Source organism: Streptomyces sp. NPDC058401, assembly GCF_042722885.1.
Classification (GTDB): domain Bacteria; phylum Actinomycetota; class Actinomycetes; order Streptomycetales; family Streptomycetaceae; genus Streptomyces.
In genome coordinates, this window is record NZ_JBHXKA010000012.1 from 26,299 (window position 1) to 52,029 (window position 25,731).

General features: G+C 71.3%; 29 protein-coding genes. 21 read left to right on the top strand and 8 right to left on the bottom strand.

Features of this window, described 5'->3' with window-relative positions; genetic code table 11:
- Positions 1-51 precede the first annotated feature (51 nt).
- Positions 52-1,641: an MDR family MFS transporter gene (locus ACFWNV_RS06550; protein ID WP_383941463.1), complete on the bottom strand. Its 1,590-nt coding sequence runs from the start codon at positions 1,639-1,641 to the stop codon at positions 52-54.
- A 123-nt stretch (positions 1,642-1,764) separates the two neighbouring features.
- On the opposite strand from ACFWNV_RS06550, the gene ACFWNV_RS06555 reads away from it, so the two are divergent.
- From ACFWNV_RS06555 to ACFWNV_RS06565, 3 genes are all read left to right on the top strand, one after another.
- Positions 1,765-2,349: a TetR/AcrR family transcriptional regulator gene (locus ACFWNV_RS06555; protein ID WP_383941466.1), complete on the top strand. Its 585-nt coding sequence runs from the start codon at positions 1,765-1,767 to the stop codon at positions 2,347-2,349.
- A 205-nt stretch (positions 2,350-2,554) separates the two neighbouring features.
- The gene (locus tag ACFWNV_RS06560) at positions 2,555-3,544 is read left to right on the top strand and encodes an SGNH/GDSL hydrolase family protein (RefSeq protein ID WP_383941469.1); all 990 of its coding nucleotides are present in this window, start codon (positions 2,555-2,557) and stop codon (positions 3,542-3,544) included.
- Between the two features lie 35 nt (positions 3,545-3,579).
- Positions 3,580-4,320 (top strand): SDR family NAD(P)-dependent oxidoreductase, encoded by a 741-nt coding sequence (locus ACFWNV_RS06565; RefSeq protein WP_383941471.1) that lies wholly within the window; start codon positions 3,580-3,582, stop codon positions 4,318-4,320.
- 102 nt (positions 4,321-4,422) lie between these two features.
- Here the strand turns inward: ACFWNV_RS06565 and ACFWNV_RS06570 are convergent, their stop codons facing one another.
- Positions 4,423-5,163: a class I SAM-dependent methyltransferase gene (locus tag ACFWNV_RS06570; protein WP_383941692.1), complete on the bottom strand. Its 741-nt coding sequence runs from the start codon at positions 5,161-5,163 to the stop codon at positions 4,423-4,425.
- Between the two features lie 297 nt (positions 5,164-5,460).
- Here ACFWNV_RS06570 and ACFWNV_RS06575 point away from each other — a divergent pair, with 297 nt between their 5' ends.
- Positions 5,461-5,847: a VOC family protein gene (locus ACFWNV_RS06575; RefSeq protein ID WP_383941474.1), complete on the top strand. Its 387-nt coding sequence runs from the start codon at positions 5,461-5,463 to the stop codon at positions 5,845-5,847.
- A gap of 89 nt (positions 5,848-5,936) precedes the next feature.
- Here ACFWNV_RS06575 and ACFWNV_RS06580 read toward each other — a convergent pair whose 3' ends face one another.
- Positions 5,937-6,212, bottom strand: coding sequence for a hypothetical protein (locus tag ACFWNV_RS06580; protein WP_383941477.1), 276 nt, complete (start codon positions 6,210-6,212; stop codon positions 5,937-5,939).
- A gap of 98 nt (positions 6,213-6,310) precedes the next feature.
- Between ACFWNV_RS06580 and ACFWNV_RS06585 the strand changes: the two genes are divergently transcribed.
- On the top strand, positions 6,311-6,952 hold the full coding sequence (locus ACFWNV_RS06585) for a hypothetical protein (protein ID WP_383941480.1): 642 nt from the start codon (positions 6,311-6,313) through the stop codon (positions 6,950-6,952).
- Here ACFWNV_RS06585 and ACFWNV_RS06590 read toward each other — a convergent pair.
- The gene (locus ACFWNV_RS06590; RefSeq protein ID WP_383941483.1) at positions 6,949-7,377 is read right to left on the bottom strand and encodes a DUF1992 domain-containing protein; all 429 of its coding nucleotides are present in this window, start codon (positions 7,375-7,377) and stop codon (positions 6,949-6,951) included. The two genes, ACFWNV_RS06585 and ACFWNV_RS06590, sit on opposite strands and share 4 nt — an antisense overlap.
- A gap of 87 nt (positions 7,378-7,464) precedes the next feature.
- Positions 7,465-7,899, bottom strand: a complete 435-nt coding sequence (locus tag ACFWNV_RS06595; protein ID WP_383941486.1) for a nuclear transport factor 2 family protein — start codon at positions 7,897-7,899, stop codon at positions 7,465-7,467.
- Positions 7,900-8,036: 137 nt separating this feature from the next.
- Here ACFWNV_RS06595 and ACFWNV_RS06600 point away from each other — a divergent pair, with 137 nt between their 5' ends.
- The 7 genes from ACFWNV_RS06600 to ACFWNV_RS06630 all read left to right on the top strand — a co-directional run bounded on the left by ACFWNV_RS06600 (position 8,037) and on the right by ACFWNV_RS06630 (position 15,405).
- A complete protein-coding gene (locus tag ACFWNV_RS06600; protein WP_383941489.1) occupies positions 8,037-8,615 on the top strand; it encodes a TetR/AcrR family transcriptional regulator in 579 nt (192 codons plus the stop codon).
- A gap of 131 nt (positions 8,616-8,746) precedes the next feature.
- Positions 8,747-10,336: an SH3 domain-containing protein gene (locus ACFWNV_RS06605; protein ID WP_383941491.1), complete on the top strand. Its 1,590-nt coding sequence runs from the start codon at positions 8,747-8,749 to the stop codon at positions 10,334-10,336.
- Between the two features lie 236 nt (positions 10,337-10,572).
- Positions 10,573-12,066, top strand: coding sequence for an APC family permease (locus ACFWNV_RS06610; RefSeq protein ID WP_383941494.1), 1,494 nt, complete (start codon positions 10,573-10,575; stop codon positions 12,064-12,066).
- 110 nt (positions 12,067-12,176) lie between these two features.
- Entirely contained in the window at positions 12,177-13,154 is a 978-nt protein-coding gene (locus tag ACFWNV_RS06615; protein WP_383941497.1) for a hypothetical protein, read from the top strand.
- Positions 13,155-13,268: 114 nt separating this feature from the next.
- Positions 13,269-13,658, top strand: a complete 390-nt coding sequence (locus tag ACFWNV_RS06620) for a hypothetical protein (protein WP_383941500.1) — start codon at positions 13,269-13,271, stop codon at positions 13,656-13,658.
- A 186-nt stretch (positions 13,659-13,844) separates the two neighbouring features.
- Positions 13,845-14,258, top strand: coding sequence for a YciI family protein (locus ACFWNV_RS06625; protein ID WP_383941503.1), 414 nt, complete (start codon positions 13,845-13,847; stop codon positions 14,256-14,258).
- A 1-nt stretch (position 14,259) separates the two neighbouring features.
- Positions 14,260-15,405 carry an RNA polymerase sigma factor gene (locus ACFWNV_RS06630; protein ID WP_383941506.1) on the top strand — a complete coding sequence of 382 codons (1,146 nt, stop codon included), beginning with the start codon at positions 14,260-14,262 and terminating at the stop codon, positions 15,403-15,405.
- A gap of 18 nt (positions 15,406-15,423) precedes the next feature.
- Here the strand turns inward: ACFWNV_RS06630 and ACFWNV_RS06635 are convergent, their stop codons facing one another.
- A complete protein-coding gene (locus ACFWNV_RS06635; RefSeq protein ID WP_383941509.1) occupies positions 15,424-15,870 on the bottom strand; it encodes a winged helix-turn-helix transcriptional regulator in 447 nt (148 codons plus the stop codon).
- Between the two features lie 134 nt (positions 15,871-16,004).
- Here ACFWNV_RS06635 and ACFWNV_RS06640 point away from each other — a divergent pair, with 134 nt between their 5' ends.
- Genes ACFWNV_RS06640 through ACFWNV_RS06650 form a run of 3 tightly spaced genes read left to right on the top strand, consistent with a single transcriptional unit; the run spans position 16,005 to position 17,815 of the window.
- A complete protein-coding gene (locus ACFWNV_RS06640) occupies positions 16,005-16,952 on the top strand; it encodes an NADP-dependent oxidoreductase (protein WP_383941511.1) in 948 nt (315 codons plus the stop codon).
- A gap of 51 nt (positions 16,953-17,003) precedes the next feature.
- Complete coding sequence (locus ACFWNV_RS06645) at positions 17,004-17,378, top strand: DUF4267 domain-containing protein (RefSeq protein WP_383941514.1); 375 nt, start codon at positions 17,004-17,006, stop codon at positions 17,376-17,378.
- 41 nt (positions 17,379-17,419) lie between these two features.
- A complete protein-coding gene (locus tag ACFWNV_RS06650; RefSeq protein WP_383941517.1) occupies positions 17,420-17,815 on the top strand; it encodes a nuclear transport factor 2 family protein in 396 nt (131 codons plus the stop codon).
- An 80-nt stretch (positions 17,816-17,895) separates the two neighbouring features.
- Here the strand turns inward: ACFWNV_RS06650 and ACFWNV_RS06655 are convergent, their stop codons facing one another.
- Positions 17,896-18,453, bottom strand: a complete 558-nt coding sequence (locus ACFWNV_RS06655; RefSeq protein ID WP_383941520.1) for a TetR family transcriptional regulator — start codon at positions 18,451-18,453, stop codon at positions 17,896-17,898.
- 96 nt (positions 18,454-18,549) lie between these two features.
- On the opposite strand from ACFWNV_RS06655, the gene ACFWNV_RS06660 reads away from it, so the two are divergent.
- The 5 genes from ACFWNV_RS06660 to ACFWNV_RS06680 all read left to right on the top strand — a co-directional run bounded on the left by ACFWNV_RS06660 (position 18,550) and on the right by ACFWNV_RS06680 (position 24,094).
- Positions 18,550-19,458 (top strand): oxidoreductase, encoded by a 909-nt coding sequence (locus ACFWNV_RS06660; RefSeq protein ID WP_383941522.1) that lies wholly within the window; start codon positions 18,550-18,552, stop codon positions 19,456-19,458.
- 119 nt (positions 19,459-19,577) lie between these two features.
- Positions 19,578-20,549: an alpha/beta hydrolase gene (locus ACFWNV_RS06665; RefSeq protein ID WP_383941525.1), complete on the top strand. Its 972-nt coding sequence runs from the start codon at positions 19,578-19,580 to the stop codon at positions 20,547-20,549.
- 32 nt (positions 20,550-20,581) lie between these two features.
- The gene (locus ACFWNV_RS06670) at positions 20,582-21,022 is read left to right on the top strand and encodes an ester cyclase (RefSeq protein ID WP_383941528.1); all 441 of its coding nucleotides are present in this window, start codon (positions 20,582-20,584) and stop codon (positions 21,020-21,022) included.
- A 13-nt stretch (positions 21,023-21,035) separates the two neighbouring features.
- Positions 21,036-21,653 (top strand): NAD(P)-dependent oxidoreductase, encoded by a 618-nt coding sequence (locus ACFWNV_RS06675; protein ID WP_383941531.1) that lies wholly within the window; start codon positions 21,036-21,038, stop codon positions 21,651-21,653.
- A 278-nt stretch (positions 21,654-21,931) separates the two neighbouring features.
- A complete protein-coding gene (locus tag ACFWNV_RS06680; RefSeq protein WP_383941534.1) occupies positions 21,932-24,094 on the top strand; it encodes a tetratricopeptide repeat protein in 2,163 nt (720 codons plus the stop codon).
- A 30-nt stretch (positions 24,095-24,124) separates the two neighbouring features.
- On the opposite strand, the gene ACFWNV_RS06685 is transcribed toward ACFWNV_RS06680, so the two are convergent.
- On the bottom strand, positions 24,125-24,625 hold the full coding sequence (locus ACFWNV_RS06685; protein ID WP_383941537.1) for an ATP-binding protein: 501 nt from the start codon (positions 24,623-24,625) through the stop codon (positions 24,125-24,127).
- Positions 24,626-24,873: 248 nt separating this feature from the next.
- Between ACFWNV_RS06685 and ACFWNV_RS06690 the strand changes: the two genes are divergently transcribed.
- Positions 24,874-25,725, top strand: a complete 852-nt coding sequence (locus tag ACFWNV_RS06690) for a helix-turn-helix domain-containing protein (RefSeq protein ID WP_383941539.1) — start codon at positions 24,874-24,876, stop codon at positions 25,723-25,725.
- Positions 25,726-25,731 lie beyond the last annotated feature (6 nt).

A 25,731-nucleotide genomic window follows, 5' to 3' on the forward strand; every position in this document is an offset into this window, starting at 1 on the left:
GTAGATCCACCGACCCGGGCCCACCCGAATCCGACACCGAGCGAGAGCAGCTCAGTGCATGACGGCCGCCTCCGGCGCGACCTCCGCCTTCGCCGAGCCACCACCGCCCGCACCGGCCGGCCCGGCCCCCCGCAGGGGGACTTCCTTGACGAACCAGGCGGCCGCGAAGCCGAGTACCGCGATCCCCGCACCCAGCAGGAACGCCGAGTGCGTACCGGCGGCCACCGCGTGCTGGTAGGCCTCCCGGACGACCTCCGGGAGCTTCGCCAGGCTCGCCGCGTCCAGCTGGGCGGAGCCCGCCTTGACCGCCGCTTCGGGGCCGAGCCGGTCGGTCATGGTGCTGGTGACCTGGCTGGTGAACAGGGAGCCCATCAGGGCCACGCCGAAGGAGCCGCCGAGGGTACGGAACAGGGTCGCCGAGGAGGACGCGACGCCCATGTCCTTCATGTCGACGCTGTTCTGCGCGACCAGCATCGTGATCTGCATCAGGAAGCCGAGGCCGGCGCCCAGGACGGCCATGTAGACGCCGGACATCAGGCGGGTCGTCCCGGTGTCCATGGTGGCGAGCAGGAAGAGCCCGACGACCATGAGTCCGCCGCCGATGATCGGGAAGATCTTGTACTTGCCGCTGCTGGTGGTGATGCGGCCCGCGACCAGCGAGACGACCATCATCGAGAGCAGCATCGGCAGGAGCAGCAGGCCGGAGTTGGTGGCCGAGGCGCCCTGGACCGACTGCTGGAAGAGCGGCAGGTAGAGCACGCCGCCGAACATCGCGAAGCCGACCAGGAAGCCGATCACGGACATGAGGGTGAAGTTGCGGCTGCGGAAGATGTGCAGCGGCATGACCGGGTCGGCGGCCTTGGTCTCGGCGTAGAGGAAGCCGGCGATGGAGGCGATGCCGACGGCGATCAGGCCGATGATCTCGGTGGAGCCCCAGGCGTACTCGGTGCCGCCCCAGGTGGTGACCAGGACGGTGGAGGTGATGCCGACGGTCAGCAGGGCCGCGCCGAGGTAGTCGATCTTGGGGCGTTCGCCCCGGTCCTTCTTCGGGAGGTGCAGCACCGCGGTGACCATGGCCAGGGCCACGACGCCGAGCGGGAGGTTGATGTAGAAGGACCAGCGCCAGCCCCAGTGGTCGGTGATGGTGCCGCCGACCAGCGGTCCGCCGATCATGGCGAGGGCCATCACGCCGGCCATCATGCCCTGGTACTTGCCGCGCTCGCGGGGCGGGATCAGGTCGCCGATGATCGCCATGACGCCGACCATCAGACCACCGGCGCCGAGGCCCTGGATCGCGCGGAAGCCGATGAGCTGGCCCATGTCCTGGGCCATGCCGCTGAGCGCGGAGCCGACCAGGAAGATGACGATCGAGGTGAGGAAGGAGCCCTTCCGCCCGTACATGTCGCCGATCTTGCCCCAGATGGGAGTGGAGGCGGCGGTGGCCAGGGTGTAGGCGGTGACGACCCACGAGAGGTGTTCCAGGCCGCCGAGCTCGCCGACGATCGTGGGCATGGCCGTACCGATGATCATGTTGTCCAGCATGGCCAACAGCATCGCGATCATGAGCGCCATCAGGACGACCCGCACGCTGCGCGGCTTCACCTCCTCCGAGGCGTCCGCGTTCTTCTTGATTTCCACCATGTTCCACTCCCCTGGCGCATACGCACCGGCCCTGGGACTTACTTGCCGACCGGCTAGTTCACTACACTGGGGAAGGTAGACCCGTAACTAGCCGGGCGTCAAGTAAGTAGTCAGGGGAGAGTCATGTCCAGCAGCAGTCCGCAGCAGCGCCGTGGCGATACGCGGCAGCGCATCCAGGACGTCGCACTGGAACTCTTCGCCGAGCAGGGGTACGAGAAGACGTCGCTGCGGGAGATCGCGGAGCGGCTGGGGGTCACGAAGGCGGCGCTGTACTACCACTTCAAGACCAAGGAAGACATCATCGTCAGCCTGTTCGAGGACCTGACGCGGCCCATCGACGAGCTGATCCAGTGGGCGGAGGAGCAGCCGCGCACGCTGGAGATGAAGCGGGAGGTCCTGCGCCGCTACAGCGAGGCGATGGCCGGCGGCGCCTCGCTGTACCGCTTCATGCAGGAGAACCAGGCCTCGCTGCGGGAGCTGGCCATCGGCGAGACGGTCAAGAAGCGGCTCTTCGCCCTGGTGGAACTGCTCCGGACCGGCCAGGAGGACGCCCCGCTGGCCGACCAGGTGCGGTGCGTGAGCGCCCTGTTCACCCTGCACGCGGGAATGATGTTCCTCCAGCACGTGGAGGGGGACCCGGAGGAGACCCGCCAGGCCGCCCTGGAGGTCGCGACGGACCTGATCACCCAGGCCCACGGGCAGGCATAGACCCTCTCCGGGGCCTCCCCGGGGCCTCCCCGAGCCCTCACCGGACCCTCTCCTAGCCCCCTCTGGGCCCTCCCCGCCCTCCCTCGTTCACTCGATCGAACGAACACCACCCCACTCGATTACTCTCCGTAGTCAAGTCGGCTACTTTTGGTGATGCGCGCTGCGGAAAGGCTGCGGCGGCGCCCGAGCCGGAGGTACCGCCGTCATGATGCGTCTCGCCCTCACCACCGCCGCCGCGGCGGCGGCCGTCTTCGCCACCGCGCTCGCGCCGCAGGCGCCCGCTCCTCTCTCCTACGTCGCCCTCGGGGACTCCTACAGCGCCGCCTCCTTCGTGCGGCCCTGGAACACCGACGGATGCGGCCGCTCCGAGCAGGACTATCCGCACCAGGCCGCGCGGCGGCTGAAGCTGAAGCTCACCGATGTCACCTGCTCCGCCGCGGAGGTCAGAGCGGGGCTGCTGGGCCCGCAGTCCGAGCTGAAGGGGCCACCGTCCGTGCCCCCACCGGGCGGATGGGCCCCGAAGCCGGCGCAGATCGGGGCCGTTACGACAACCGCCGATCTCGTGACGGTCGGGGCGGGCGGCAACTCCGTGGGCTTCTCCGAGATCGTCGAGACCTGCGTGAAGCGGGGCCTGGCCTCCTTCGGTACGGGCACCCCGTGCACCGACCACTACGCGCGGGGCGGGGGCGCCGCGGGGCTCGACGCCCGGTTCACCGCGCTGGAGACCGACTTCACGGCCCTGCTGAAGGAGATCCGCACGCGCGCCCCGCACGCCGGGGTGGCGGTCGTCGGGTACCCGGCCGTCGTCGACAGCTCCGCGGGCTGCGGCTGGGGGTCCTGGCACCAGCTCGGAACCGTCGCCAAGGGCGACATGCCCTGGCTCGACTCCGTGGAGCGCCGGCTCAACACCCTCCTGCGGGAGCAGGCCCGCCGCAGCGGCGCGGTGTACGTGGACACGTACTCCTCCAGCACCGGGCACGGGGTGTGCGCGGGCGCCGAGCAGCGCTGGATGTACGGGATCAAGGACAGCCTGACCGGGCCCGGCGAGCAGAGCGACCCGCCCTCCGAACTCTGCCGCTCCATCCCCGCCCGCGGCGAGGCCTGCACCGTCCTCCACCCGAACCTCCGCGGCGCCACCCACCAGACGGACCGCGTCACCGAGGCCCTGACCGCACTGAGGGCAAGCAGAACCTGACATCCCCACACCCGGCCTTCAGTACGCTGGCCGGCATGCTGCTCGCCGGAAAGACCGCCGTCGTCACCGGGGCCAAGCAGGGCCTCGGACTCGCCATCGCGGAGCGCTTCGCGAAGGAGGGCGCGCACGTCGTCCTCGCGGACGTCCTGGACGCGACGCGGGAGGCCCTGGAACTCGGCGGCTGCTTCGTCCGCACGGACGTGAGCGAGGAAACCGAGGTCGCCGCCCTGATCGCGCACACCGTCGCGGACCACGGCGGGGTGGACGTCCTGGTCAACAACGCCGGGATCGAGTTCGCCAAGACCATCCTCGACACCACCGTCGAGGAATGGGACCGGCTGATGTCGGTGAACATGCGCGGGGTGTTCCTCTGCTCCAAGCACGCCGTCCCGGCCATGGCCGCGGGCGGCGGCGGGGTCATCGTCAATCTGGCGTCCGAACTCGGCGTGGTCGGCGACGCGGGGGTGGCAGCGTACTGCGCCTCCAAGGGCGGGGTGATCCAGCTGACCAAGGCAACGGCCATCGACCACGCGAAGGCCGGCATCCGCATCAACGCCCTGTCCCCGGGCCCCATTTCGACGGACCTCCTGGAGTCGGTCTTCCTCTCCAGCCCCGACCCGAAAGCCATGCGCGCGGACTTCGAGTCCCGCACCCTCCTGGGCCGCCTGGGCCGCCCGGACGAGGTGGCCTCCGCAGCCCTCTTCCTGGCCTCGGACATGTCCTCCAACATGACCGGCGCCAACCTCATCCTCGACGGCGGCTGGACCACCCGCTGACACGCATCGGGGCGGCCACGCATGACGTGGGAAAGGCGGTGCAGGGCCCTGGGCAACCGTGCCGAGGCCGATGCGGATGCCGGGGTATCGGTGCGGCGGTGCTTACGGTTTGTGGGTTACCCAGAGGGTTTCTGCCGGCCAGTGGTGTGCCCAGTCCGGTGGGTCGGTTCGGTTGTAGCCGTTGGGGGTTCCGGGGGCGGGGCGGGGCTCGATGAGGTCGTCGATGACGAGGCCTGCGCCGCGTAGGACCCTGATCCAGTCGCCGTAGGTGAGCTGATAGCTGGTCGCGCCTTCGTCTTCGGTGATGGTGTTCAGCCCGAAGTAGTCCTGGTGCAGGGTCGTGGTGGTGCGGCCGGTGGCTTCGTCGTAGCAGGCTTCGAACCAGGGGCTGGCGACGTTGAACACCAGGCGGCCGCCGCGGCGCAGGACGCGTGCGGCCTGCGGGACGGCCAGGTGCGGGGGCGCCCAGCTGAGCCCGCCGTAGTCGCAGAACACCAGGTCGAAGCTGTCGGCGGCGAACGGGAGCTGTTCGGCGGCGCCTTGCACCAGCGGGTAGCGGGCCGTTCCCATCGCGCGGGCTGCCGCGGCGAGCTGGGCTTCGGACAGGTCGAGCCCGACCACGGTGGCGCCCTCGGCGGCGAGCGCCCTGGACCACTGGCCGGCGCCGCAGCCGAGTTCGAGGACGCGCTTGCCGGTGACGTCGCCCAGGGCGTGCAGGTGTGCGTCGGGGATGGCGTACGTGCCCCACAGCCGGGGCGTTGCACCGATCTGCGGGTCGTGCTCGTGCTGGTAGGCGCTGCTGATCTGGTTCCAGAACCGCCGGTTGCCGGAAATGCTGTCCACGCGCCGACTCAAGCACTGCCTGGCAGGATGGTCAACGCGATTGCGGTGTGCCTGGCGGGCTTCCAGGGTGTCGGCTCTGGATTTCAGGGCGGCGGCGGTGGCGTCCCAGGTCGGGCCGTAGGCGTAGAGGCTGCCGCACGGCGGCGTCGGCCCGTACTCGTCCCCGTGGATGTACCGCGCGTGCTGGGTCAGGTCCTCGTGGAAGTACGTCATCCGACGCAGCTCAGGCCGGTCCGGTCCCGGCCGGTCCGGTCGTGCTGCGTGGCGTTCGGTGGGGGGATCGGGAAGACTCGGGCCATGGTTTCGGTAGTGCAGAACGTGGCGATCGACTGTGCGGACGCTTATGCGTTGGCCCTGTTCTGGAGTCGGGTGACCGGGCGTCCGCTTCCTCCGGGGGCGCGGCCGGGTGTCCGGGATGCTCAAGTGCCGCTGGCGGAGGGCCCGGTGCTGTACTTCAACCAGGTCCCCGAGGCGAAGACGGTCAAGAACCGGATCCACCTGTGCCTGCGCCCCGAGACCTCGCGGGAGGAGGAAGTGGACCGGCTCCTGGGCCTCGGCGCCGCTCTCGTCGGCGATCACCGCAACCCCGACGGTTCGGGCTGGGCGGTCCTCGCCGACCCCGAGGGGAACGAGTTCTGCGTCCTGCGCAGCGAGTCCGACCGGGCCGCCGCGGACGCGCCGTAGCTCGCCGTAGCTCGCCGTTCGGCGTCCGCTGCTCTCGAACACTGCTCGTACGGGATGAACGGCAGGAACGGCAGATGGGGCCCATGGACTCAGGACTTGCCGTCAACGTCCGTGCCCAGGCACGGTCCCAGCACGCCCAGTGGAGCCGCCAGCATCGCCGCGACGCGTACGCCGGCTATCTCGGCGCCTTCCACGACCGCGACATCGCCATGGACGCCGTCCTCGCCGCGCTGCGTTCGGACCAGCCCGACCTCACCGACGTCGACGAGAAGACGGGCCGCTTCGTCGCTCTGGCCCGCGAGGTGCACCGCGCCGGCGAAGTCGTCGTCCTCGAAGGACTTCCGCCTCGCGGCCCGCAACGTCATCGGCGCAGCCCGCTGACCCCGGGCCCGGGTCGCCCGCGCCGGCCGGCGGGGCCGTTAATGCCGGCCACCGGGCCGAGGCATCCGCATATGCTCGGCTCGTGCAGCCGCTTTCCGACCGCAGCAATCCACTGATCACGGCGTTTCCAGCCGAGCTTGCAAGCGATGCTGAGGCCGTCCTGGCAGTTATGCCTGGTTCTCGGCTCCAGCCGCAAGCCTCGTTCTCGGTCACTGTCGAGGGCCGGCAGGTTTTGATCCCCGGGCGCCTCTACAACAACGAGCCGTCGACGGACAGGGTGGCGTCGCTTTCGTCGCGCCAACAACAGCTTCTGCACTGCCTGTACTCAAGGCACTGCGACGGCATAGTCAGGCAGCGCCACCTGGAGAAGGTCGTCGGTTCCACGGACCCGTGGGTCGTCCCCTTCGTCGTGCAGCTGGTGGGCGAGTACGTCCTGGAGATCCTGGTCGTCATCTGCGACGAGCTCCGCGATCTCGCCACGCCCGGCACCTGCGGCCACCTCGCCTACGGGCAGTTCCTCGTGGACAACCCTGCCTTCTTCGCGCGCACTCAACGGCGGGTGGTGAGCTACTGGAGCTGCTACTACCGGGGCGCCTACGCGAGTTTTCGGGGCTACCCGGGGTGCACGATCCTTGAGCTCCTACGGTCCGCCGCCTCCGACGGAGCAGAACACCCCTGGCGCAACCTCGCGCGAGCCGGCGCCAGGGTGGACGGCTACTGCTAGGACCCGGCCGGGCCGACGCTGTCCCGGGACTCCCGGGACTCCCGCCACTGGGTGAGTTCGGCTTCTACGTCGAATTCCTTGAGGTTCAGCGGGGGGCCCGGCGGGGGGCGGCGGAGGGCCTCGCGGATCTTGTCGTTGATTTCCGTGAGGAGGGCGCGGACCTGGCGTTCGGTGCGGGCGGTCTGGAGGGCCTCCCGGACGTCCTCCGCCTCCTTGCGCAGCGCGAGCGCCGGCGGGAGGACGGCGAAGCCCTCGCGGTGCAGTTTGCCCTTGACCCACCACAGCTCGTCGTACGGGGCGTCGAGCGAGGCCAGCGGCTTGCCGAAGCCGGGCAGTTCCGCGAAGTCGCCACGTTCCCCGGCCTGCCTGATCTGGCGGTCCACGAAGGATTCGAAGCTGACGCCAGGCGGTTTGCGCTCGGTCACGTTGCCTCCTCAGGGGTTGCCCTCAGCATAACTCCGCGGCCTGGAGGGAGGGTTACGGAGTGTAGTCGCCCGTCGAGTGGAGTCGGCTCAGAGGCGGCGGTCCGCTTCCTCGATCGGGATGTCGTTGATGCTGGCCTCGCGGCGGCGCATCAGGCCCGCGGAGTCGAACTCCCACTGCTCGTTGCCGTGGCTGCGCCACCACTGGCCGTTCGCGTCGTGCCATTCGTACTCGAAGCGCACCGAGATGCGGTTGTCGGTGTAGGCCCACAGCTCCTTGCGCAGCCGGTACTCCAGTTCCCGGTCCCACTTGTCGGCGAGGAAGGCGCGGATCTCGGCGCGCCCGTTCAGGAAGCGGTCGCGGTTCCGCCAGGCGGAGTCCTCGGTGTAGGCGAGGGCGACGCGTTCGGGGTCGCGGCTGTTCCAGGCGTCCTCGGCGGCCTGCACCTTGGCGCGGGCGGACTCCTCGGTGAAGGGCGGCAGGGGCGGCCGCACGGAACCAGCGGCGGAACCGGTGACTGTCATGGTGGGGACCTCTCGGCTGGGCGGGCGAGCGGGCGGGCGAGCGGGTGGGCCATAGGGAGAACGACCGTTCTCTGCGTGCCTCCCACCCTAGAGAACGGGCGTTCTCGGCGCAAGGGATTCTGGTCTACGCTGCTTGCATGCCCGCCGCCCCGATGAACGACGAAGAGGCCCGCACCCGCCTGCTGGACGCCGCGGAGGCGCTGTTCTACGCCGAAGGCATCCAGGCCGTGGGCATGGACCGCATCCGCGCGCAGTCGGGTATCCCGCTCAAGCGGCTCTACCGCCTCTACCCGGCCAAGGAATCCCTGGTCACCGCCTATCTGGAGCGCCGCGACCGACGCTGGATGGCGAGCCTGGGCGCAGCGGCCGCCGCCGGGCGGGCCGATCCGGTCGGGGCGGTCTTCGAGTGGCTCGCGCGGTGGTTCTCGGAGCCGGACTTCCGGGGCTGTGCGTTCCTGAACGCGTACGGGGAGCTGGGCGCGGGTCCCGCCGGAGTGCTGGACGTCGTACGGCGCCACAAGGCGGAGCTACGGGCGCTGCTGGCCGGCATCGCCGGTCCGGGCCGGGAGGGCCTGGCGGAGCAGCTCCTGCTGCTGGTCGAGGGGGCGACGGTGGTCGCGGCCCTGGAGCCGGGCCCGGGGGCGGCGGTGCGGGCGCGCGAGGCGGCGTACGTCCTGGTGCGGGCGGACGGAGGGATTCACGCGGCTGCCGAGTGATCGGTTACGCGTCGTACACAACCGGGTCGCATTGTCAGCTTTTAACTGGTGTTGGGACTTTTGTCCACCGGAAGACCGCATTCGGCGGTCGCCCTCCGGTTCCGTTGCTTTTCCTCGCGGAGGAAACACCCTTGTCTGCTTCCCGCTGCACGTCGGCCGCCCTGGTCGTCGCGGCCGTCACCGCGACCTGCCTGCTGCCGGCCGTGCCGGCTTTCGCCGCCGGCTCGCCGCACATCCGGTTCTCCCAGCCGTACGTCCCCTCGATCGCCGCCGGAAAGACCGGCCGTGTGGTGATCGTGGCGGAGACCGGCGGCGATCCGGCACTCAGCAGCAGTTTCCGGATCACCGCGCCGGAGCGGACGACCTTCCCCGAGGCCCGCTTCTACTGGAACGGCGACCGTGCGGGCGCGCCCTGCACCCTCTCGGGCAACGCCCGCCAGCTGACCTGCGACGCGGGCACCCGCGCGGGCTTCGCCTTCCCGGCGGAGAGCGGCACCCGGCTGGGCGTACTCGTACGGGTGGACGCGGACGCTCCCGAGGGGACGACCCTGGACGGGGGCGAGTGGGCCGCCGACGGCTCCGCGCCCGGTCTGTACGCGGTGTCCACCCCGGTGACGGGCCCCAAGGGCGACGACGGGCACGACGGACACGACGGGAAGCCGGGCCACGACGGACAGCCCGGTCACCACGGCAAGCCGGGCCACCCCGGCCCCAAGGGCGACAAGGGTGACCAGGGCGAGCGGGGCGAGAAGGGCGAGCGCGGGGACCGCGGCGACCGCGGTGAGAAGGGTGACCGCGGCGAGAAGGGCGACCACGGGCCGAAGGGCGACAAGGGCCACCAGGGCCCGAAGGGCGACACCGGCCCCACGGGTCCGAAGGGCGACACCGGCCCCACGGGTCCGAAGGGCGACCAGGGCCCGGCCGGAGGCCCCCAGGGTCCGAAGGGCGAGACGGGCGCACCCGGCCCGAAGGGCGACACCGGCCCGGCGGGCGGTCCGAAGGGCGACACCGGCCCCGCGGGCCCGAAGGGCGACGCGGGCAACAACGGCGACACCGGACCGACGGGACCGGCCGGCATTCCCGGACCGGGCGGACCCCAGGGCCCCAAGGGCGACACCGGCCCGGCCGGCGGCCCCAAGGGCGACCAGGGTGAAAAGGGCGACAAGGGTGACAGGGGTGACAGGGGCGACCTCGGGAACCCCGGCCCGGCCGGACCGACGGGAGCCCGCGGACCGGGCGGACCGAAGGGCGAGCAGGGCCCGAAGGGCAACCGCGGCCCCGGCGGCCCGAAGGGCGAGCAGGGTCCGAAGGGGCCGAAGGGCGAGCGCGGACCGGGCGGACCCAAGGGCGAGCAGGGTCCGAAGGGCCCGAAGGGCGACCAGGGCAAGCCCGGCACGTGCAAGTGCGGCAACGACCACGGTGGCAAGGACCACGGCGGTAAGGACCACGGCAAGGACCACGGCAAGGACCACGGCGGCAAGGGCGACAAGCCCGGCAAGCCGACGGCCCGCATCGTCAGCGACAAGCTGCACGTCCGCACCGGCCCCGGCACCCAGTACAAGAAGGCCGGCGTGGTCAAGTACGGCGCCGAGGTCCAGGTGCTGTGCAAGACCAACGGCACCGAGGTCGACGGCAACGCCATCTGGTACAAGCTCGCCGACGGACGCGGCTGGATCGCCGCCCGCTACGCAGCGAACCTGAACCGCATCCCCACCTGCTGACCCAGCCCCACCCCTCTCCTTCGGTGCGCATCGAGGCCAACCGGCCCGCTGCGCACCGAAGTCGTTTCCAACGAAATCCGCAGCACCGGTCCCCCCAGAGCGCGAATCCCCGCCATCAACAGGCAGTTGAACAAAAGAAACCGAACCACAGCCCTTGTGTCCCCCACGTCACCGCGGGCAAGATCTAGCCCTTGAACGCGGAACGCGGATCGCGGCTCAGAAGGGCACAGCCAGTGGTGAGCAAAAGGGCCGGCACCGACGGGGGCGGCCTGCGGGCCGGCACGCTGGGCACGTTCGACTCCGTCGTCCTGGCGGTCGCGGGCTGCGGCCCGGCGTACACCGTCGCCGCGACGATCCCGACGCTCATCACCGCCGTCGGCGTCGCGAGCCCGGCGGTGCTCCTGTACTGCGCGATACCGATGATCGGCATCGCGCTGGCCTTCCGGCACCTGGGCCGCCTCGACGTCAACGCCGGGGCGAGCTACGCCTGGGTGGCGCGCACCCTGCACCCCTTCCTCGGCTTCCTGAGCGGCTGGGCCCTGGTCGTCGCCGCGACGGCCTTCCTCGTATCGGCGACCCTCCCGGCCGGCAGCGCCACCCTCGCCCTCGTCAGCCCGGACCTGGCCGCGAACACCGGGCTGGCCACGGCCGTCGGCGCCGGCTGGTTCCTGCTCATGGCGGGCGTGGTGGCGCAGGGGGCCAGGATCAGCCCGTACACCCGGCGGATCCTCACCGGCGTCCAGCTCGTGCTGCTGCTGGCCTTCGCCGTCGCCGCCCTGGCCAAGGACGGGAACGCGGCGGAGTTCTCGCTCTCCTGGTTCGGCTTCGGGCACTTCGACGCCTCGCACAGCTTCGTCGCGGGCGCGCTGATCGCGGGCGTCAGTTACTGGGGCTGGGACGTCTCCAGCAACCTCAACGAGGAGACCCGCACCAGCCGCCGCTCCTTCGGCCTCGGCGGACTGATCGGAGTCGCGCTGTCGTTCGCGGTCTTCCTCGTCTTCACCGTCGCCACCAACATCCTGATCGGCGCGGACGCGGTACGGGCCGACCCCGACGGCTTCCTCTCCGTGCTCGGCGACGCCGTCTGGCCGGGCTGGGGCGGCCGGCTGCTCGTCCTCGCCGTCGTGCTGTCCACGATCGCCACCCTGGAGACCAGCCTCCTCCAGGCGACCCGCACCCTCTTCGCCATGGGCCGCGACCGCACCGTGCCCGCCGCGTTCGGCCGCATCCACCGCGACTGGCAGACGCCCTCCGTCGCCACCGCCACGGTGGCGGCCGTCGCGCTGCTCCTCGTCGCCGTCTCCGTCACGGCCGGCTCCGGCACGCAGTTCGTACGGGACGCGGTCAGCGGCATCGGCCTGCACATCGCCTTCTACTACGCCCTCGCCGGCCTGGCGGCCGTGGTCGCCCACCGCAAGGTGCTGTTCCGGTCCGTGGGCACCTTCCTCTTCGTCGGGCTGTGGCCGCTCGGCGGGGCCCTGTTCATGATCTGGATCTTCGCCATGTCGGTTCCGCAACTGACAGGCAGCGCCCTCACCATCGGCCTCGGGGCGCTCGCGCTGGGCCTGGTCCCGATGACCGTCTCCCGGCTGCGGGGGGTCTCGTACTTCAGGCCCAGGCCGCTGGATCCCGAACAGGACGCCTTCTACGGGGAACAGGGCTCCGGGCCGGTCCCCGGACCGGGTCTCGCGGCGGCCGAACGGCGGGACGACGTGCTCACCGACTTCTGACGGCACCACCCTGAGCCCGACGGCGCCACCCGGAGCCCGACGGCGCCGCCCCTCCCACCGGCGCCGTCCGTCCCACCCGCGCCGTCCCCCCACCGATCCGAGGACAGTCCATGGCACCCTGGCCGCGCCGCCGCCGTTCCGGAGCACCGGTCTACGACCAGGCGTACGGCGACCGGAGCCTGGAGCAGTGCCGCCAGGACATGGTGATGGGCCGCTGGGAAGGGGCCCGGGACCTGCTGGCGGAGCACCCCCGCGACGACTGGGACCGGCGGGCGCACCGCATCCGGCTGCTCGCGGACGCGGCGGCGAGCCGGCGCACCGTGGACGTCTGGTACGCCGCCGACCCCACCGATCCGGACGCGGCCGTGCTGCGCGCGGAGACCGAGGTGATGCGGACGTTCGCCGCGGCGCGCAGCGGGGCGATGCCCGCGAACGACAGCCTGGACCAGGTGGCGGGCCTGTGTCTGCGGGCGGCCGATCTGGCGCCGGAGGACCCGTACCCGTACGTCTCCCTCGTGACGCTCGCCCGGCTGTACGACCGCGGCGACCCGAACATGGGCCACTGGTGGAAGGAGCTCCGCGCCCGCGACCCCTTTCACCGGGAGGCCCACCACCAGGCGCTGCGCTACCTCTCCCCGCGCTGGCACGGTTCGAACGGCGAGGCCAACAACTTCGCCTGGGACGTGGCCGCTTACGCCCCGCCCGGTTCACCGCTCGCGGTGCTGCCGCAGGTGGCGCGGGCGGAGCAGTACCGGCACCAGACGGAGGCGGAGGGGCGTACGGCGATCGGGCTGGCCTACCACTGGAGCGGAGACCGGGCGCGCTGGGACCTGCGCCACGCGCTGGACACCTGGATCGCCCGGCGGACGGTCGCGTACGCCCAGGACGTCGCCGATCTGAACCATCTGGCCCACGGTCTGGTCCACGCGGGCATGGAGGACCGGGCGGCCGGCGTCTTCGCCCTGCTGGACAACCGGGCCACGCGGATCCCGTGGTCGTACAGCGGCGACGCGGAGAGCCTCTTCGTCCGCTGGCGGGACAAAGCGCAGGACGCGCCGCCCGTCAAGCCCCGAACATCAGGGGCATGACGGCGGGCGGCGGCCCGGGGTTCAGTGAGGGGAGCGAGGGCGGTGATCGCGTAGAGCAGGCGACCCCCGCCTCCTCCGTTCCTGTCCCTGTCTGCTCGCCGGAGGTGGATCCTCATGACCGACACACCCCGCGTACCCCGCGGACCCTGCCGAAGACGCATTGCCGTACTCATCGCCTCGGCCGCCCTGGCCGCGGCAGGAGCGCTGCTTCCCTCCCAGGCCTTCGCCGCACCGGCGGCGGCGCCGCAGGCCGGCCCCGTCGCCGGCGTCACCGCGATGGCGTCCGGTCACGAGGGTCAGCGCGATGGCGGTGGCGACGGCTACCGCGTCCGTTACTGCCATTGGACCCAGCACGGCCACCACCAGAGCTGGGGCCGGTGGCACTGCCACACCTACTGGTACGGCTACGGCAGCGGCCACGGGAACGGGCACGGGAACGGGCACGGCAACGGGCACGGCAATGGCAACGGTTACAGCAGCTGGTTCGGCCAGGTGAACCGCTGAATCCACGGCCCGGACCGGGTGGCACGACCGCCCGGTCCGGGCCCCCGGCAGTCCCGTCGGAACTCCGCGGAAAATCCGCGGAAAATCCGTGGAAAAAACTTCGGCGGCGATGTCGAGAACCCGCGCCCCGCTCCGTCTCCTCTGTGGAAGCGGCCACAATGGCCGCACCGCACGGAGGAGACCATCATGGCCAAGTACCTGCTTCTGAAGCACTACCGCGGTGCCCCTGCCTGCGCCAACGACGTCCCGATGAGCGAGTGGACGCCGGAGGAGATCACGGCCCACATCCAGTACATGCACGATTTCGCGGCCAAGCTGGAGGGCACCGGCGAGTTCGTCGACGGTCAGGCGCTCGCCCCCGAGGGCACCTGGGTCCGCTACGACGGCGAGGGCCGCCCGCCGGTCACCGACGGCCCCTTCGCCGAGACCAAGGACCTGATCGCCGGCTGGATGGTGATCGACGTGGACGGCTACGAGCGCGCCGTCGAGCTGGCCGGGGAGCTGTCGGCGGCCCCCGGTGCGGGTGGCAAGCCGATCCACGAGTGGCTGGAGCTGCGCCCGTTCCTGGCCGCGCCCCCGACCGTCCCCGAGTGCCACTGACATGGACGAGGCCCTGCTCAGGAGCCTCACCCCGCAGGTCCTCGGAATCCTCGTCCGCCGCGGAGCAGATTTCGCGGCGGCCGAGGACGCCGTCCAGGAGGCCCTGCTGGAGGCGGTGCGCGGCTGGCCCGAGGACCCTCCCCGGGAGCCGAAGGCCTGGCTGGTCACCGTGGCCTGGCGCCGGTTCCTCGACGCGACGCGGGCGGACACCGCCCGCCGCCGGCGCGAGGACCGGGTGGAGGAGGAGCCCGTACCGGGCCCCGCGCCCGCGGTGGACGACACGCTCCAGCTCTACTTCCTGTGCGCCCACCCGTCCCTGAGCCCGTCCTCCGCCGTCGCGCTCACCCTGCGCGCGGTCGGCGGGCTCACGACGCGCCAGATCGCCGCGGCCTACCTCGTCCCCGAGGCGACGATGGCGCAGCGCATCAGCCGGGCCAAGCGCACCGTCTCCGACGTCCGCCTCGACCGTCCGGGCGACGTCGGTACGGTCCTGCGCGTGCTCTACCTGGTCTTCAACGAGGGCTATTCCGGCGACGTGGACCTCGCCGCCGAGGCCATCCGCCTCACCCGCGGCCTGGCGGCCTCGATCGACCATCCCGAGGTGTCGGGGCTCCTCGCCCTGATGCTGATCCACCACGGCCGGCGCGCGACCCGGACCGCCCCCGACGGCAGTCTGGTCCCGCTCGCCGAGCAGGACCGCGGCCGCTGGGACACGCGGCTGATCGCCGAGGGCATCGGCATCCTGCATCCCGCCCTCGCCCGCGACCGGTTGGGGGAGTTCCAGGCGCAGGCCGCCATCGCGGCGCTCCATGCCGACGCGCAGAGCACCGAGGAGACGGACTGGGTGCAGATCGTGGAGTGGTACGACGAGCTGGTCCGCCTGACCGACAGCCCGATCGCCCGCCTGAACCGGGCGGTGGCGGTCGGCGAGGCGGACGGCCCGCGCGCGGGCCTGGCGGCGCTGGCGGAGCTGGACGAGACGCTCCCCCGCCACACCGCGGTGGCCGCGTACCTCCACGAGCGCGACGGCGACCCGGTCACGGCGGCCCGCCTGTACGCCGAGGCGGCCCACCGGGCCCCCAACCTCGCGGAGCGCGACCACCTGACCCGCCAGGCGGCCCGCCTGAACTCCGCCCGCCGCGGCTGAACTTCCACTCACCACACGTCAGTCGGCGGTGTCGCCCTGCCCGTGGTCGTAGCCGCCGCGATGGGTGAGGACCTCTTCCATGTGGCCCTCCGCCCATGCCTTGATCCCCTGCATGAGGCCCTGGAGCGAGCGGCCGAGGCCGGTCAGCTCGTAGCTGACGGTGACGGGCACCGTGGGGGTCACGGTCCTGGTCACCATCCCGTCGCGCTCCAGTGCGCGCAGCGTCTGCGTCAGCATCTTCTGGCTCACGCCCGAGATCCGGCGTTGCAGCTCGGAGAAGCGCATGGGCCGCGGCTCGTCTCCCGGGGTGGTCCCGGGGCCGTCCCCGCCCAGCGCGGCGAGCACGAGGGCGACCCACTTGTCGGAGATCCGCTCCAGGAGCTGGCGGCTGGGGCATTGCGCGAAGAACGCGTCGTACTCCGCCTTGGCTGCGGCCCGCCGCTCGGATGCGGTCGTGGTCGGCATAACTCGCCTCTCCGCTCGGTCACTTAGGCACTTCCAGGTGCCTTCTTCCTGCCGGGAAGCAGGTTCCCCCATGGTGGTGACACGCCCCAGCGATGGCAAGGCCAGCTGACGGGGCCACTACCAAGGAGAAGTTGATGACGCAGCACATGACGTCCCGACCGTTCCGAACGCTCCGAACGTCACGGCGGGCCGTGGTCCGCGTCCCCTCCGGACCCCGGTCGATCGAGACCGTAGAGGTCCCGCTGCCCGAGCCGGGGGCCGGGCAGATCCGGGTCGAGGTCGCCGCCGCGGCGGTCAACCCGGTGGACCTGGGCGTGGCCGGGGGTGTCTTCCACCGGCTGGGCCTGGTCGATCAGCCTCAGCACACCGGGCTCGGCTGGGACTTCGCCGGTACGGTCGACGCCGCCGGTCCGGGCGTCGAGCTGCCGGTCGGCACGCGGGTCGCCGGGTTCCTCGACGGTTTCGACCGCGACCACGGATCCCATGCCGAACACCTCCTGGTCTCCGCCGCGAAGGTCGCCGTCGTACCGGACGCCCTGGACCTGGTCGAAGCGGCCGTGGTGCCGCTCAACGCCACCGCCGCGGCCCAGCTCGTCGCCCTCCTCGGCGAGGCGCCCGCCGGGTCCCGGCGCCTGCTGGTGACCGGCGCGGCCGGCGCGGTGGGGGCGTACGTGGCCGTACTCGCCCGGGACAGCGGCTGGCAGGTGACCGGGCTGGCCCGCCCGGCCGACGAGCCGTTCGTACGGGGCCTCGGCGGCGAGTTCGCCACCGGCCCCGGGCAGGGCTGGGACGCCGTCGCCGACGCCGGAGCCCTGCAGGAGCCCGCCCTGCGGGCGGTGCGCGACGGCGGCCGATTCGTCGGCGTGCAGCCCGCGTTCCGGCTTCCCGAGGAGCGCGGCATCGCCGTCGAGGTCCTCTTCGCCCGCCCCGACGGCCCGCTCCTCGCCCGCCTGCTCGAACGGGCGGCGACGGGCGAACTCCCGACCCGAGTCCACGCCGTCACCCCGCTCGCCGAAGCGGCCGACGCCTACGAGGCCATGGCCAAGGGCGGCGTACGCGGCCGCATCGTCCTCGTCCCCTGACCACCACCCGACTCCGCCAACAACCCACCGCGTAGACGAACAGGACTTCCGATGCTCACCACCCTCGCCACCGTTCTCGCCGGCCTGCTCGGCGCGGCCCTCATCGCCATGGGCGCGATGGTCTTCGCGAAGCCGCGGAACGCCACCGGTTTCGGCATTCCCGACACCCCGGTCGACGACCCCGCCTTCCGGTCCTGGCTGCACGTGAAGGGGGCGCGCGAGATCGTGTGCGGGGCCTTCATCTTCGTACTGATGCTCGTCGCGCCGACGTCGGTGCTGGGCTGGTACGTACTGACCTTCGCGGTGATGCCGGTCGCCGACACGCTGATCGTGCTCCGCAGCGGCGGGCCGAAGGCCACCGCCTACGGCGTCCACGCCGCGACGGCCGCAGTCATGCTGGCCACCGCCCTCGGCCTCCTGCTCTGACCGGCCCCTCTCTCTCCGGGCCTTCTGGCAGGGTGGGACGCATGGAGCCGTCGAGGGTCGTAGAGGCGCTGTGGGACCGGATCCAGGCGCGGGACCGGGACGGCGTGGCCCTGCTGGTCGCCGAGGACGCGGTCGTCGAGTGGCCGGTCAGCGGTGAACGCATCGTGGGCGCCGAGAACTACCTCGCGGTGAACCGTGAGTATCCGGAGGGCTGGTCGATCCGCGTGCTGCGGATCGTCGCCGCCGGTGACGAGGTCGCCTCCGAGGTGGAAGTACCGCACGAGGGCCTCGGGGTGTTCCGTGCGGCGTCGTTCTGGACCGTCCGCGACGGCCGGATCGTCCGCGGGACGGAGTACTGGACGAGCCTGGGCGCCGACCCGCGCCCGCAGTGGCGGGCGGCTTTCACCGAGCCCCTACCGACGGCCACCTCGGGCTGAAATCAAGCCTCGCCACCTTCCGGTGCCGGTCAGGACGCGGGTACGCCCTGCTTCGGATTCGGCCATCCGTTGGCCGAGGGTCAGGGTGCGACCAGGGCCGCGACCGCGGAGGTCACCAGGGAGCGCCGGTCCGGTTCGGGAACCAGGCCCGCCACGTCTTCCCCGGGCAGGTGCCACATGTTCGCCAAGGTCAGCACGAGGGCGAGGATCTGGGCGGCGGTCCGTGCCGAAGTCACCGTGCCGCGCTGCTGCGCCTCGGTGATCGCCGCGACCTTCTCGGCCATGGAGGCGGCCACGACGGCGCGTTGCGAGGACTCGCCGAGTTCGAGGTAGTACCACCTGATGAACCGCATGACGTCGGGATGCGCCCGGCCGGCGTCGTGCAGGCTGCCCGCGTACGCCGGCAGGTCGTCCGCGTCGATCGGTACGGACGCGAGGATCATGTCGACGATCTGGTCGAAGACCGCGTCGAACAGTTCGGCCTTGCCCTCGTAGAACGAGTACACCAGGCCCGGGCTGATGCCCGCACGTTTGGCCATCCGGTCGATCCGCGCTCCCGCACGGCCGAACTCGGCGAACTCCGCCAGTGCGGCCTCGAAGAGCAGCTGCTTCTTGGCTTCGGGATCCCGGGTACGCATCCATCCAATGTACTTAATGAACGTTCATTTGACAAAGGTCCGCCCTGCGCGCACCATCGCTATTGAAGGTTCATTCAGTAAGGGAGCGCGGTTACGATGAGTCACTGGACCCTGGATTCGATCCCCGACCAGGCAGGACGTACGGCCCTGATCACGGGCGGCAACAGCGGTATCGGGCTCCGGACCGCACGCACGCTCGCGGCACGTGGCGCGCGGATCATCCTCGCCGGCCGCAGCCGGGCCAACCTGGACGGAGCCGTGCGCGAGGTGCTCGCCGTAGCGCCGAAGGCCGAGGCCGACACCCTGGTGGTCGACCTGTCGGACCTCGGCTCGATCCGGGACGCGGCCGCCCGCATCGCCGAGACCGAGACGATCGACCTGCTGTTCAACAACGCCGGGGTGATGAACCTGCCCACCCGCCAGAGCACGCGCGACGGGTTCGAGATGACCTTCGGCACCAATCACCTCGGCCACTTCGCCTTCGACGCACAGCTGTGGCCGGCCGTGCTCCGCTCCCCGGACCCCCGCGTGATCACGGTCAGCGCGATCGCCGCGCGCTGGCCCCTGGGCCGGCTCGACGACCTGATGAGCGAGAAGCGTTACCGCGGGATGGGCGCCTACGCCAAGTCCAAGCGCGCCAACGTCGTCTACACCCTCGAACTCGCCCGGCGCACCGCCGGTACCCCCCTCAAGGCGCTGGTGGTCCACCCGGGGGCCGCGATGACCAACCTCCAGCAGCACGGCGCCGGCCCCCTGGCCAGGGTGTTCACCCCGATCGCCGAGCGTCTGCTGATGGGCTCCGCCGAGGGCGCCGCGTGGCCGTCGCTGTACGCCGCCACCGCCCCCGGCGTCACGAGCGGGCAGTTCATCGGCCCGGCGGGCCGCGACCAGACCTCCGGCACACCGAAGCCGGCCAGGCTCCCCCGCGGCGCGGACGACCCGCAGCAGGGCGCCCGCCTGTGGGCGGAGAGCGAACGGCTCACCGGAGTCACCTTCCGTCCCTGATGCGCCCCGGATCCGGACCGCGGTACGGATCTGAAGCCGGCCCCCGCCCCGGAACCCGCCCCGGACCCCGCCCCGTCCCCGAACCCCGCAGCCCGCGCTTCACCAGAGGAGACAGCGCCATGAGCACCGCCATGACCACCGCCACCAGCTCCGACGGATTCGTCCCGAACCCGGACGCGGCCGAACTCGCCGCCGTCAACCAGCAGATCGCCGCATCCATGCAGTACCCCGATGTCACCACCGCCGAAGGCCTGGCCGCCGTCCGCAGCGCGGACTTCGCACCCAGCTCCGACCTGAAGCACGCGGTGAGCGAGCGGACCATCCCCGGTCCGGGCGGGGACCTCACGCTGCGGATCATCCGGCCCGAGGGCCCGGTGAAGGCCGTCGTGATCGGCATCCACGGCGGCGGCTGGTGCATCGGCACGCCGCAGCAGGACGACTGGATCAACGACCACTACGCCGAGCACGCGCAGGTCGCGACCGTCTCCATCGACTACCGGCTGGCGCCCGAGCATCCCGTACCCGCCCCGGTCGACGACTGCGTGGCAGGCGCCCTATGGGTGGCCCGGAACGCCGCCGCCGAGTTCGGCACCGACCGGCTCCTGCTGCACGGCGCCTCGGCCGGCGGCCACCTGGCGGCCCTGACCCTGCTCCGGCTGCGCGACGAGCACCCCGAGGTGGCCGAGCGCATCGCCGCGGTCAGCCTCCTCTACGGCGCCTACGACATCAGCGGCACACCCAGCCAGCGTCTCGCCGACCGCACCACCCCCGTCCTGCCCGAGCACTGGCTCCGCGGCTTCCTCGACAACGCCTTCCCCGGTCTCGACGCCGAACAGCGCCGTGACCCGTACCTCTCCCCGCTCTTCGCGAAGCTGGACGACCTGCCGCCCGCCCTCTTCACCGTGGGCTCGCTCGATCCACTCCTGGACGACAGCCTGTTCATGGCCGCCCGCTGGCAGGCCGCCGGCAACCACGCCGACCTGGACGTCTGGCCCGACGGCGTCCACGGCTTCAACACCATGGCGCCCGGGACCGGCCACGCCGTGGCCGAGCGCATCGCGTCCTGGTTCACGACCCGCCTCTCGGCCTGACCCATACCCCCTCCCCCGCTAGGAGCATCACCATGAGCACGCAGGACAACATCGCCGTCGTCCAGGGCTTCTTCGACGACGTAGTCAACGGAGGCGACCTGTCCGCCCTGGAGCAGTACTGGACCGAGGACATGGTCTGGCGCGGCGGCAGCCTCGGCGAGTACCACGGCCTGGCGAACTACAGGAAGTTCGCCGAGGCCAACGCCGCCGGAGCGTTCACCGGCATGCGGCTGGAGCCCCAGCGGTTCCTGGCCGACGGCGACACCGTCGTCGCACTGTTCACCAACAGCGGTACGAACACGGGCCCGTTCATGGGCATGCCCGCCACGGGCAAGGCGGCCCAGTGGAACGGAGTCGGGGTCTACCGCATCCACGAAGGCAAGATCGCGGAGGGGACCTTCGTCGAGGACATCCTCGCCATGCTCCTGCAACTCGGCATCACCAGCCTGCCGTCCTCCCCCTCCTCTTCCTGAAGGAGGCACAGCCATGAGGATCACCGTCTTCGGCGCCAGCGGCAGCGTCGGCGCCTTACTCGTCCCCGAAGCCCTGCGCCGGGGCCACGAGGTCGTCGCCGTCACCCGCGATCCCGCACACATCAAGCTCCGCCATCCGCATCTGACGGTCGCGGTAGCCGAACTCAACGACCCGCCGGCCCTGGGAAAGGCCCTCGCCGGAGCCGGAGCGGCGATCATCACCCTCGGCGACCCCGTCTGCGACACGGGCACCCGGGCCGTACTCGCGGCGATGCGCAACACCGGCGTGGAGCGCGTGGAGGTGCTCACGGGATTCGGCGCCAGCGCGATCAGCCGCCGCCGGCTCGGCCCCGGGATGCGCGGCGTGGTCGGCGCGGTCCGCCTCCTCGTACGCACCGGCTTCCGGGCCAAGGAGCGCCAGGACGCATACGTACGCGCCTCCGGCCTCACCTTCACGATCGTCCAGCCGCCCACCCTCACCTACGGCCCCGCGACCGGCACCTACCGCCACGGGGACTACCGAGGCGCATCCATCCTCGGCAAGATCTCCCGCGCCGACCTCGCCGCCTTCATGCTCGACAACCTGGAACAGGACCGCTACGTCGACCAGTCCGTCTACGTACAGAACTGAACCGCGGCCGTCCTCGGCCCTGAGTTCGACAAATCCGGGGCTTGGATCTCTCGGGTGGAAGAACATGGGGCCATGAGGGCTTCGTGTTGGACCTTGGCCGTGGCGATCGCCGCCGGTGGTGACGTCGACGGGTCGGCCGCCCGGAGGGGAGCGTGAAGCTCCCGAGCTGGGGACAACCCACCGGTAAGGGGAGCCCGTCGCCGACCGAGGGACCGTCGCAACCGGCGGTGGAAGCCGACCGGGGGTCCCAAGCGGCAGGCCGGGACATCATCGACTCGGTGACCCTCTACGTCGAGAACGGCATGGTCCTGCCGCAGGAGGCGTACGGACCGATCGCCGATGTACAGGCACCCGCCGGGTTGTGCAACGCGCCCGCCACGAAGCTGTTCGTCGGCCGCGCCGAGGCCCTCACCCTCCTGGACGCAGCGTTCGCGACACCCGGCGAGGTCGTCGTGCAGGCCGTTCACGGTCTGGGCGGAATCGGGAAGTCGAGCCTGGCCTCCCACTGGGTCCGCCGGCACCACACCGGCAACCCCCGCTGGTGGATCACCGCCGACAGCCCCGAAGCCATCGACACCGGCCTGGCCGACCTCGCCCGTTCACTCCAGCCCGCGCTGGCCGTCATGCCGCCCGCGTTCCTCACCGAACGCGCCCTGCAATGGCTGACCACCCACGACCACTGGCTCATCGTCCTGGACAACGTCGAACGCCCCGCAGACATCACGGCACTCCTCGACCGCGTCGGCACGGGCCGCTTCCTGATCACCACCCGCCGCGCCACCGGCTGGCACCACACCGCCACCTCCCTGCGCCTCGACGTCCTCGCCCACAACGAAGCCCTGGACCTGTTCACCCGGGTCCTCACCGACGACGCAGCCCGCGACACCACCGGCGCCGCCGAAGTCTGCTCAGAACTCGGCGACCTTCCACTCGCCGTCGAACTGGCCGCCGCGTACTGCGCCCAGACCGGCACCACCCCGCGCGCCTACCTCGACATGCTGACCCACCGAACCGCGGCGACCCTCGCAACCGGCACCGAGGACGGGGACCCCGACCGCACGATCGCCCGGGCCTGGCGCATCACCCTGGACAACCTCGCCGCCACCCCTCTTGCCGAGGACATCCTGCGGATCCTGGCCTGGTACGCCCCAGACCACATCCCCCGCACCCTCCTCACCCCTTTCGCCGAGGCACCAGAACTCCCCACCGCGATCGGCCGCCTCATCGCGCACAGCATGATCACCGACAACCACGACGGCACCCTCACCGTCCACCGCCTCGTCCAGACCCTCGCCCGCACCCCCGACCCCACCGATGCCCACCGACAACCCGAAGCAATCGGCCAGGCCCGGGACCGGGCCGCCGCCCTCCTTGCGAACGCTTTCCCCTCCAACATCGACGACCCAGGCAACCGAGCGACGTACCGAGCGCTCCTCCCACACACCGACGCCCTCACCAGCCACCACACGCCCGACCACGACACCATCGACACGGCCTTGGCCCTCAGCTGCACCGCCTCCTACCGATATGAACAAGGCGCAATCACCTCCGCCATCGACGGCTACCGACGCGCGTTGACAACCTTCACGCGGGTGCTGGGCACTGACGCCCCCTCCACTCTCACCTGCCGCAACAACTTTGCGGGCGCCTACCTGTCGGCGGGGGACCTTGGGCAGGCCATCCCGATGTACGAGCGCAACCTCGCCGATCGTGAGCGAGTGCTGGGTGATGACCACCCCGACACCCTGACTTCCCGCAACAACCTCGCGTTCGCGTATAGGTCGGTGGGGGATCTGGGGCGGGCCATCCACATGTCCAAGCGCACCCTCGCCGACTCCGAGCGGGTGCTGGGTGATGACCACCCCGACACCCTGACTTCCCGCAACAACCTCGCGGGCGTCTACCAGTCGGCGGGGGACCTTGGGCAGGCCATCCCGATGTACGAGCGCAACCTCGCCGACCGTGAGCGAGTGCTGGGTGATGACCACCCCTCGACGCTCAACTCCCGCAACAACCTTGCGGGCGCGTATACGGCTATCCGTGATCTGGGGCGGGCCATCCCGCTGTTCAAGCGCACCCTCGCCGACTCCAAGCGGGTGCTGGGTGATGACCACCCCGACACCCTGGACTCCCGCAACAACCTCGCGGGTGTCTACCAGTTGGCCGGGGACCTTGCGCAGGCCATCCCAATCTTCGAGCGCAACCTTGCCGACCGTGAGCGAGTGCTGGGTAACGACCACCCCGACACCCTGACTTCCCGCAACAACCTCGCGTTCGCGTACAAGTCTGCCGGGGATCTGCGGCGGGCCATACTGATGTACGAGCGCACTCTCGCAGAATGCGAGCGCGTACTCAGCTCCGGCCATCCGTCGACTGAGATGGTGAGAACGAACCTGGAAGCAGCGCGGTCCGCAGGGCCGTCGAGAAGCCGACCTTCGTGACGGTGCGAGGCCTCCGGGCACAGCGGCCCCCTAGGAAGCCAGATATCCGGCGGCCCCCGCCACCGGCAGGCTCGCCCAGGTTCGGGTGCCGCCGCCGGGTTCGCGGGACTCGCCGAAGCCCCAGGCTCCGCCGCAGTCCCGTACTACGGCGGCCATGACCCGTAGGGCCGCCCTGCGGCGGGCCTCGCAGTGGGCGGCCAGGCGGGGGTGGGTGTGCGGGGTGTGCCCGTCGTAGACCGTGAGGCGGAGGGCGTCTTCGCGGTGGCGGAGGGCGAGGTACAGGCTCCGGCCGGGGTCCAAGTACCAGGCTGCGGCGATGAGTTCCCCCACCACCTGTACCGCGGCGGGCACGGCCCGGTCGAGCCGGTGGGCGTGGAGCACGGACCGTACGGTGCTGCGCGCGATCTGGGCGCTGTACGGCTCCCCCGGCACGGTCAGGCTGCACGACAGCCCGTCGGGCGAGGGCGGCTCGTCGGCCGGCGGGCAGGCATCGAAGCAGCCGGGGCTGGGGGGCATGACGGGGCTGAGCATGACGGACTCCCTGTCGAGACGCGGATGGCGATGTGACCTGGGTGAGCTCGACGCGCACGGGTTGCTCTCGCGTTGTGGGGGCAGTGGCTCGTCGCCGAGGCCGAGGCATGCTGCGGCGATGCACTTCCAACTCCCTTGCGTGAGCGGTGCATTACCGAATGTAGCGGATCCCGGGTGCAATTGTGCCCGCGCTCAGAGAAAATGCCCCGCCGTCACCGGGGCTGCCCCCGAACCGGCAGACTGCTGGCATGACAGCCAGGACCTCTCCGACGCAGCGCCAGCGGCGCGTGGGTGCGGAGTTGCGCAGGATGCGGGTCGCCGCCGACGTCTCAGCCGAGGCCGCGGCGGCCGCGCTAAACGTCAGCCGCTCCCAACTGTCCGCGATCGAACAGGGACTTCGCGCCGTCAGCGAGGAGCGGCTACGCACCTTGGCGGCGCGCTGCGGGGTGTCGGAGAAGCCCTACGTCGACAAGCTTTCCGCCCTCGCGCAGCCGCGGGAGCGGGGCTGGTGGGAGGCGTACCGCGGGTCGATCCCGCAGGGGCTGCTCGACATCTCCGAGCTGGAGTGGCACGCCACCCGCCTCTGCACGGTGCAGACCGTCCACCTGCCGGGGCTGCTCCACCAGAGCTCCTACGCCCGCGCCGTATTCGGCTCGGTGCTCCCCGCGCTCCCGCCGTCCGAGGTCGAAATGCGCGTGGCACACCGCCTGAAGCGCCAGCAGGTGCTGGAAGGCGACGACGCCCGCCCGTACGACGCGTACGTGCACGAGGCCGCGCTGCGAATGCAGTTCGGCGGTCGCCGGGCCACCCGGGAGCAGCTGGAGTACCTCTGCGAGGTCTCGGAGCGGGACTACCTCACCCTCCGCATCCTGCCCGTGGAGACGGGAGCCTTCCCCGGCGCCGGACACGCGGTGCTGTACGCCGAAGGCGCCGTGCCGCAGCTCGACACCGTGCAGCTCGACTCGGCCCACGGCCCCGAGTTCATGCACGACGAGGCCCAGCTCGCAAAGTACCGGTCCCACATCCACTGGATGGACGAGCACGCACTGTCCCCCGGGGCATCCCGCGAGTTCATCCACGCGGTCGCCCGCCAACTCTGAGGAGCC

Coding starts and splice junctions, on each gene's coding strand:
- ACFWNV_RS06635 (WP_383941509.1), bottom strand. CDS start 15,870: ATGCCGACCACGACCGCATCCGAGCGGCGGGCCGCAGCCAAGGCGGAG.
- ACFWNV_RS06640 (WP_383941511.1), top strand. CDS start 16,005: ATGACGCAGCACATGACGTCCCGACCGTTCCGAACGCTCCGAACGTCA.
- ACFWNV_RS06620 (WP_383941500.1), top strand. CDS start 13,269: ATGACCGACACACCCCGCGTACCCCGCGGACCCTGCCGAAGACGCATT.
- ACFWNV_RS06685 (WP_383941537.1), bottom strand. CDS start 24,625: ATGCTCAGCCCCGTCATGCCCCCCAGCCCCGGCTGCTTCGATGCCTGC.
- ACFWNV_RS06615 (WP_383941497.1), top strand. CDS start 12,177: ATGGCACCCTGGCCGCGCCGCCGCCGTTCCGGAGCACCGGTCTACGAC.
- ACFWNV_RS06650 (WP_383941517.1), top strand. CDS start 17,420: ATGGAGCCGTCGAGGGTCGTAGAGGCGCTGTGGGACCGGATCCAGGCG.
- ACFWNV_RS06670 (WP_383941528.1), top strand. CDS start 20,582: ATGAGCACGCAGGACAACATCGCCGTCGTCCAGGGCTTCTTCGACGAC.
- ACFWNV_RS06630 (WP_383941506.1), top strand. CDS start 14,260: ATGGACGAGGCCCTGCTCAGGAGCCTCACCCCGCAGGTCCTCGGAATC.
- ACFWNV_RS06645 (WP_383941514.1), top strand. CDS start 17,004: ATGCTCACCACCCTCGCCACCGTTCTCGCCGGCCTGCTCGGCGCGGCC.
- ACFWNV_RS06675 (WP_383941531.1), top strand. CDS start 21,036: ATGAGGATCACCGTCTTCGGCGCCAGCGGCAGCGTCGGCGCCTTACTC.
- ACFWNV_RS06690 (WP_383941539.1), top strand. CDS start 24,874: ATGACAGCCAGGACCTCTCCGACGCAGCGCCAGCGGCGCGTGGGTGCG.
- ACFWNV_RS06560 (WP_383941469.1), top strand. CDS start 2,555: ATGATGCGTCTCGCCCTCACCACCGCCGCCGCGGCGGCGGCCGTCTTC.
- ACFWNV_RS06655 (WP_383941520.1), bottom strand. CDS start 18,453: ATGCGTACCCGGGATCCCGAAGCCAAGAAGCAGCTGCTCTTCGAGGCC.
- ACFWNV_RS06565 (WP_383941471.1), top strand. CDS start 3,580: ATGCTGCTCGCCGGAAAGACCGCCGTCGTCACCGGGGCCAAGCAGGGC.
- ACFWNV_RS06580 (WP_383941477.1), bottom strand. CDS start 6,212: ATGACGTTGCGGGCCGCGAGGCGGAAGTCCTTCGAGGACGACGACTTC.
- ACFWNV_RS06575 (WP_383941474.1), top strand. CDS start 5,461: ATGGTTTCGGTAGTGCAGAACGTGGCGATCGACTGTGCGGACGCTTAT.
- ACFWNV_RS06550 (WP_383941463.1), bottom strand. CDS start 1,641: ATGGTGGAAATCAAGAAGAACGCGGACGCCTCGGAGGAGGTGAAGCCG.
- ACFWNV_RS06625 (WP_383941503.1), top strand. CDS start 13,845: ATGGCCAAGTACCTGCTTCTGAAGCACTACCGCGGTGCCCCTGCCTGC.
- ACFWNV_RS06600 (WP_383941489.1), top strand. CDS start 8,037: ATGCCCGCCGCCCCGATGAACGACGAAGAGGCCCGCACCCGCCTGCTG.
- ACFWNV_RS06595 (WP_383941486.1), bottom strand. CDS start 7,899: ATGACAGTCACCGGTTCCGCCGCTGGTTCCGTGCGGCCGCCCCTGCCG.
- ACFWNV_RS06665 (WP_383941525.1), top strand. CDS start 19,578: ATGAGCACCGCCATGACCACCGCCACCAGCTCCGACGGATTCGTCCCG.
- ACFWNV_RS06555 (WP_383941466.1), top strand. CDS start 1,765: ATGTCCAGCAGCAGTCCGCAGCAGCGCCGTGGCGATACGCGGCAGCGC.
- ACFWNV_RS06660 (WP_383941522.1), top strand. CDS start 18,550: ATGAGTCACTGGACCCTGGATTCGATCCCCGACCAGGCAGGACGTACG.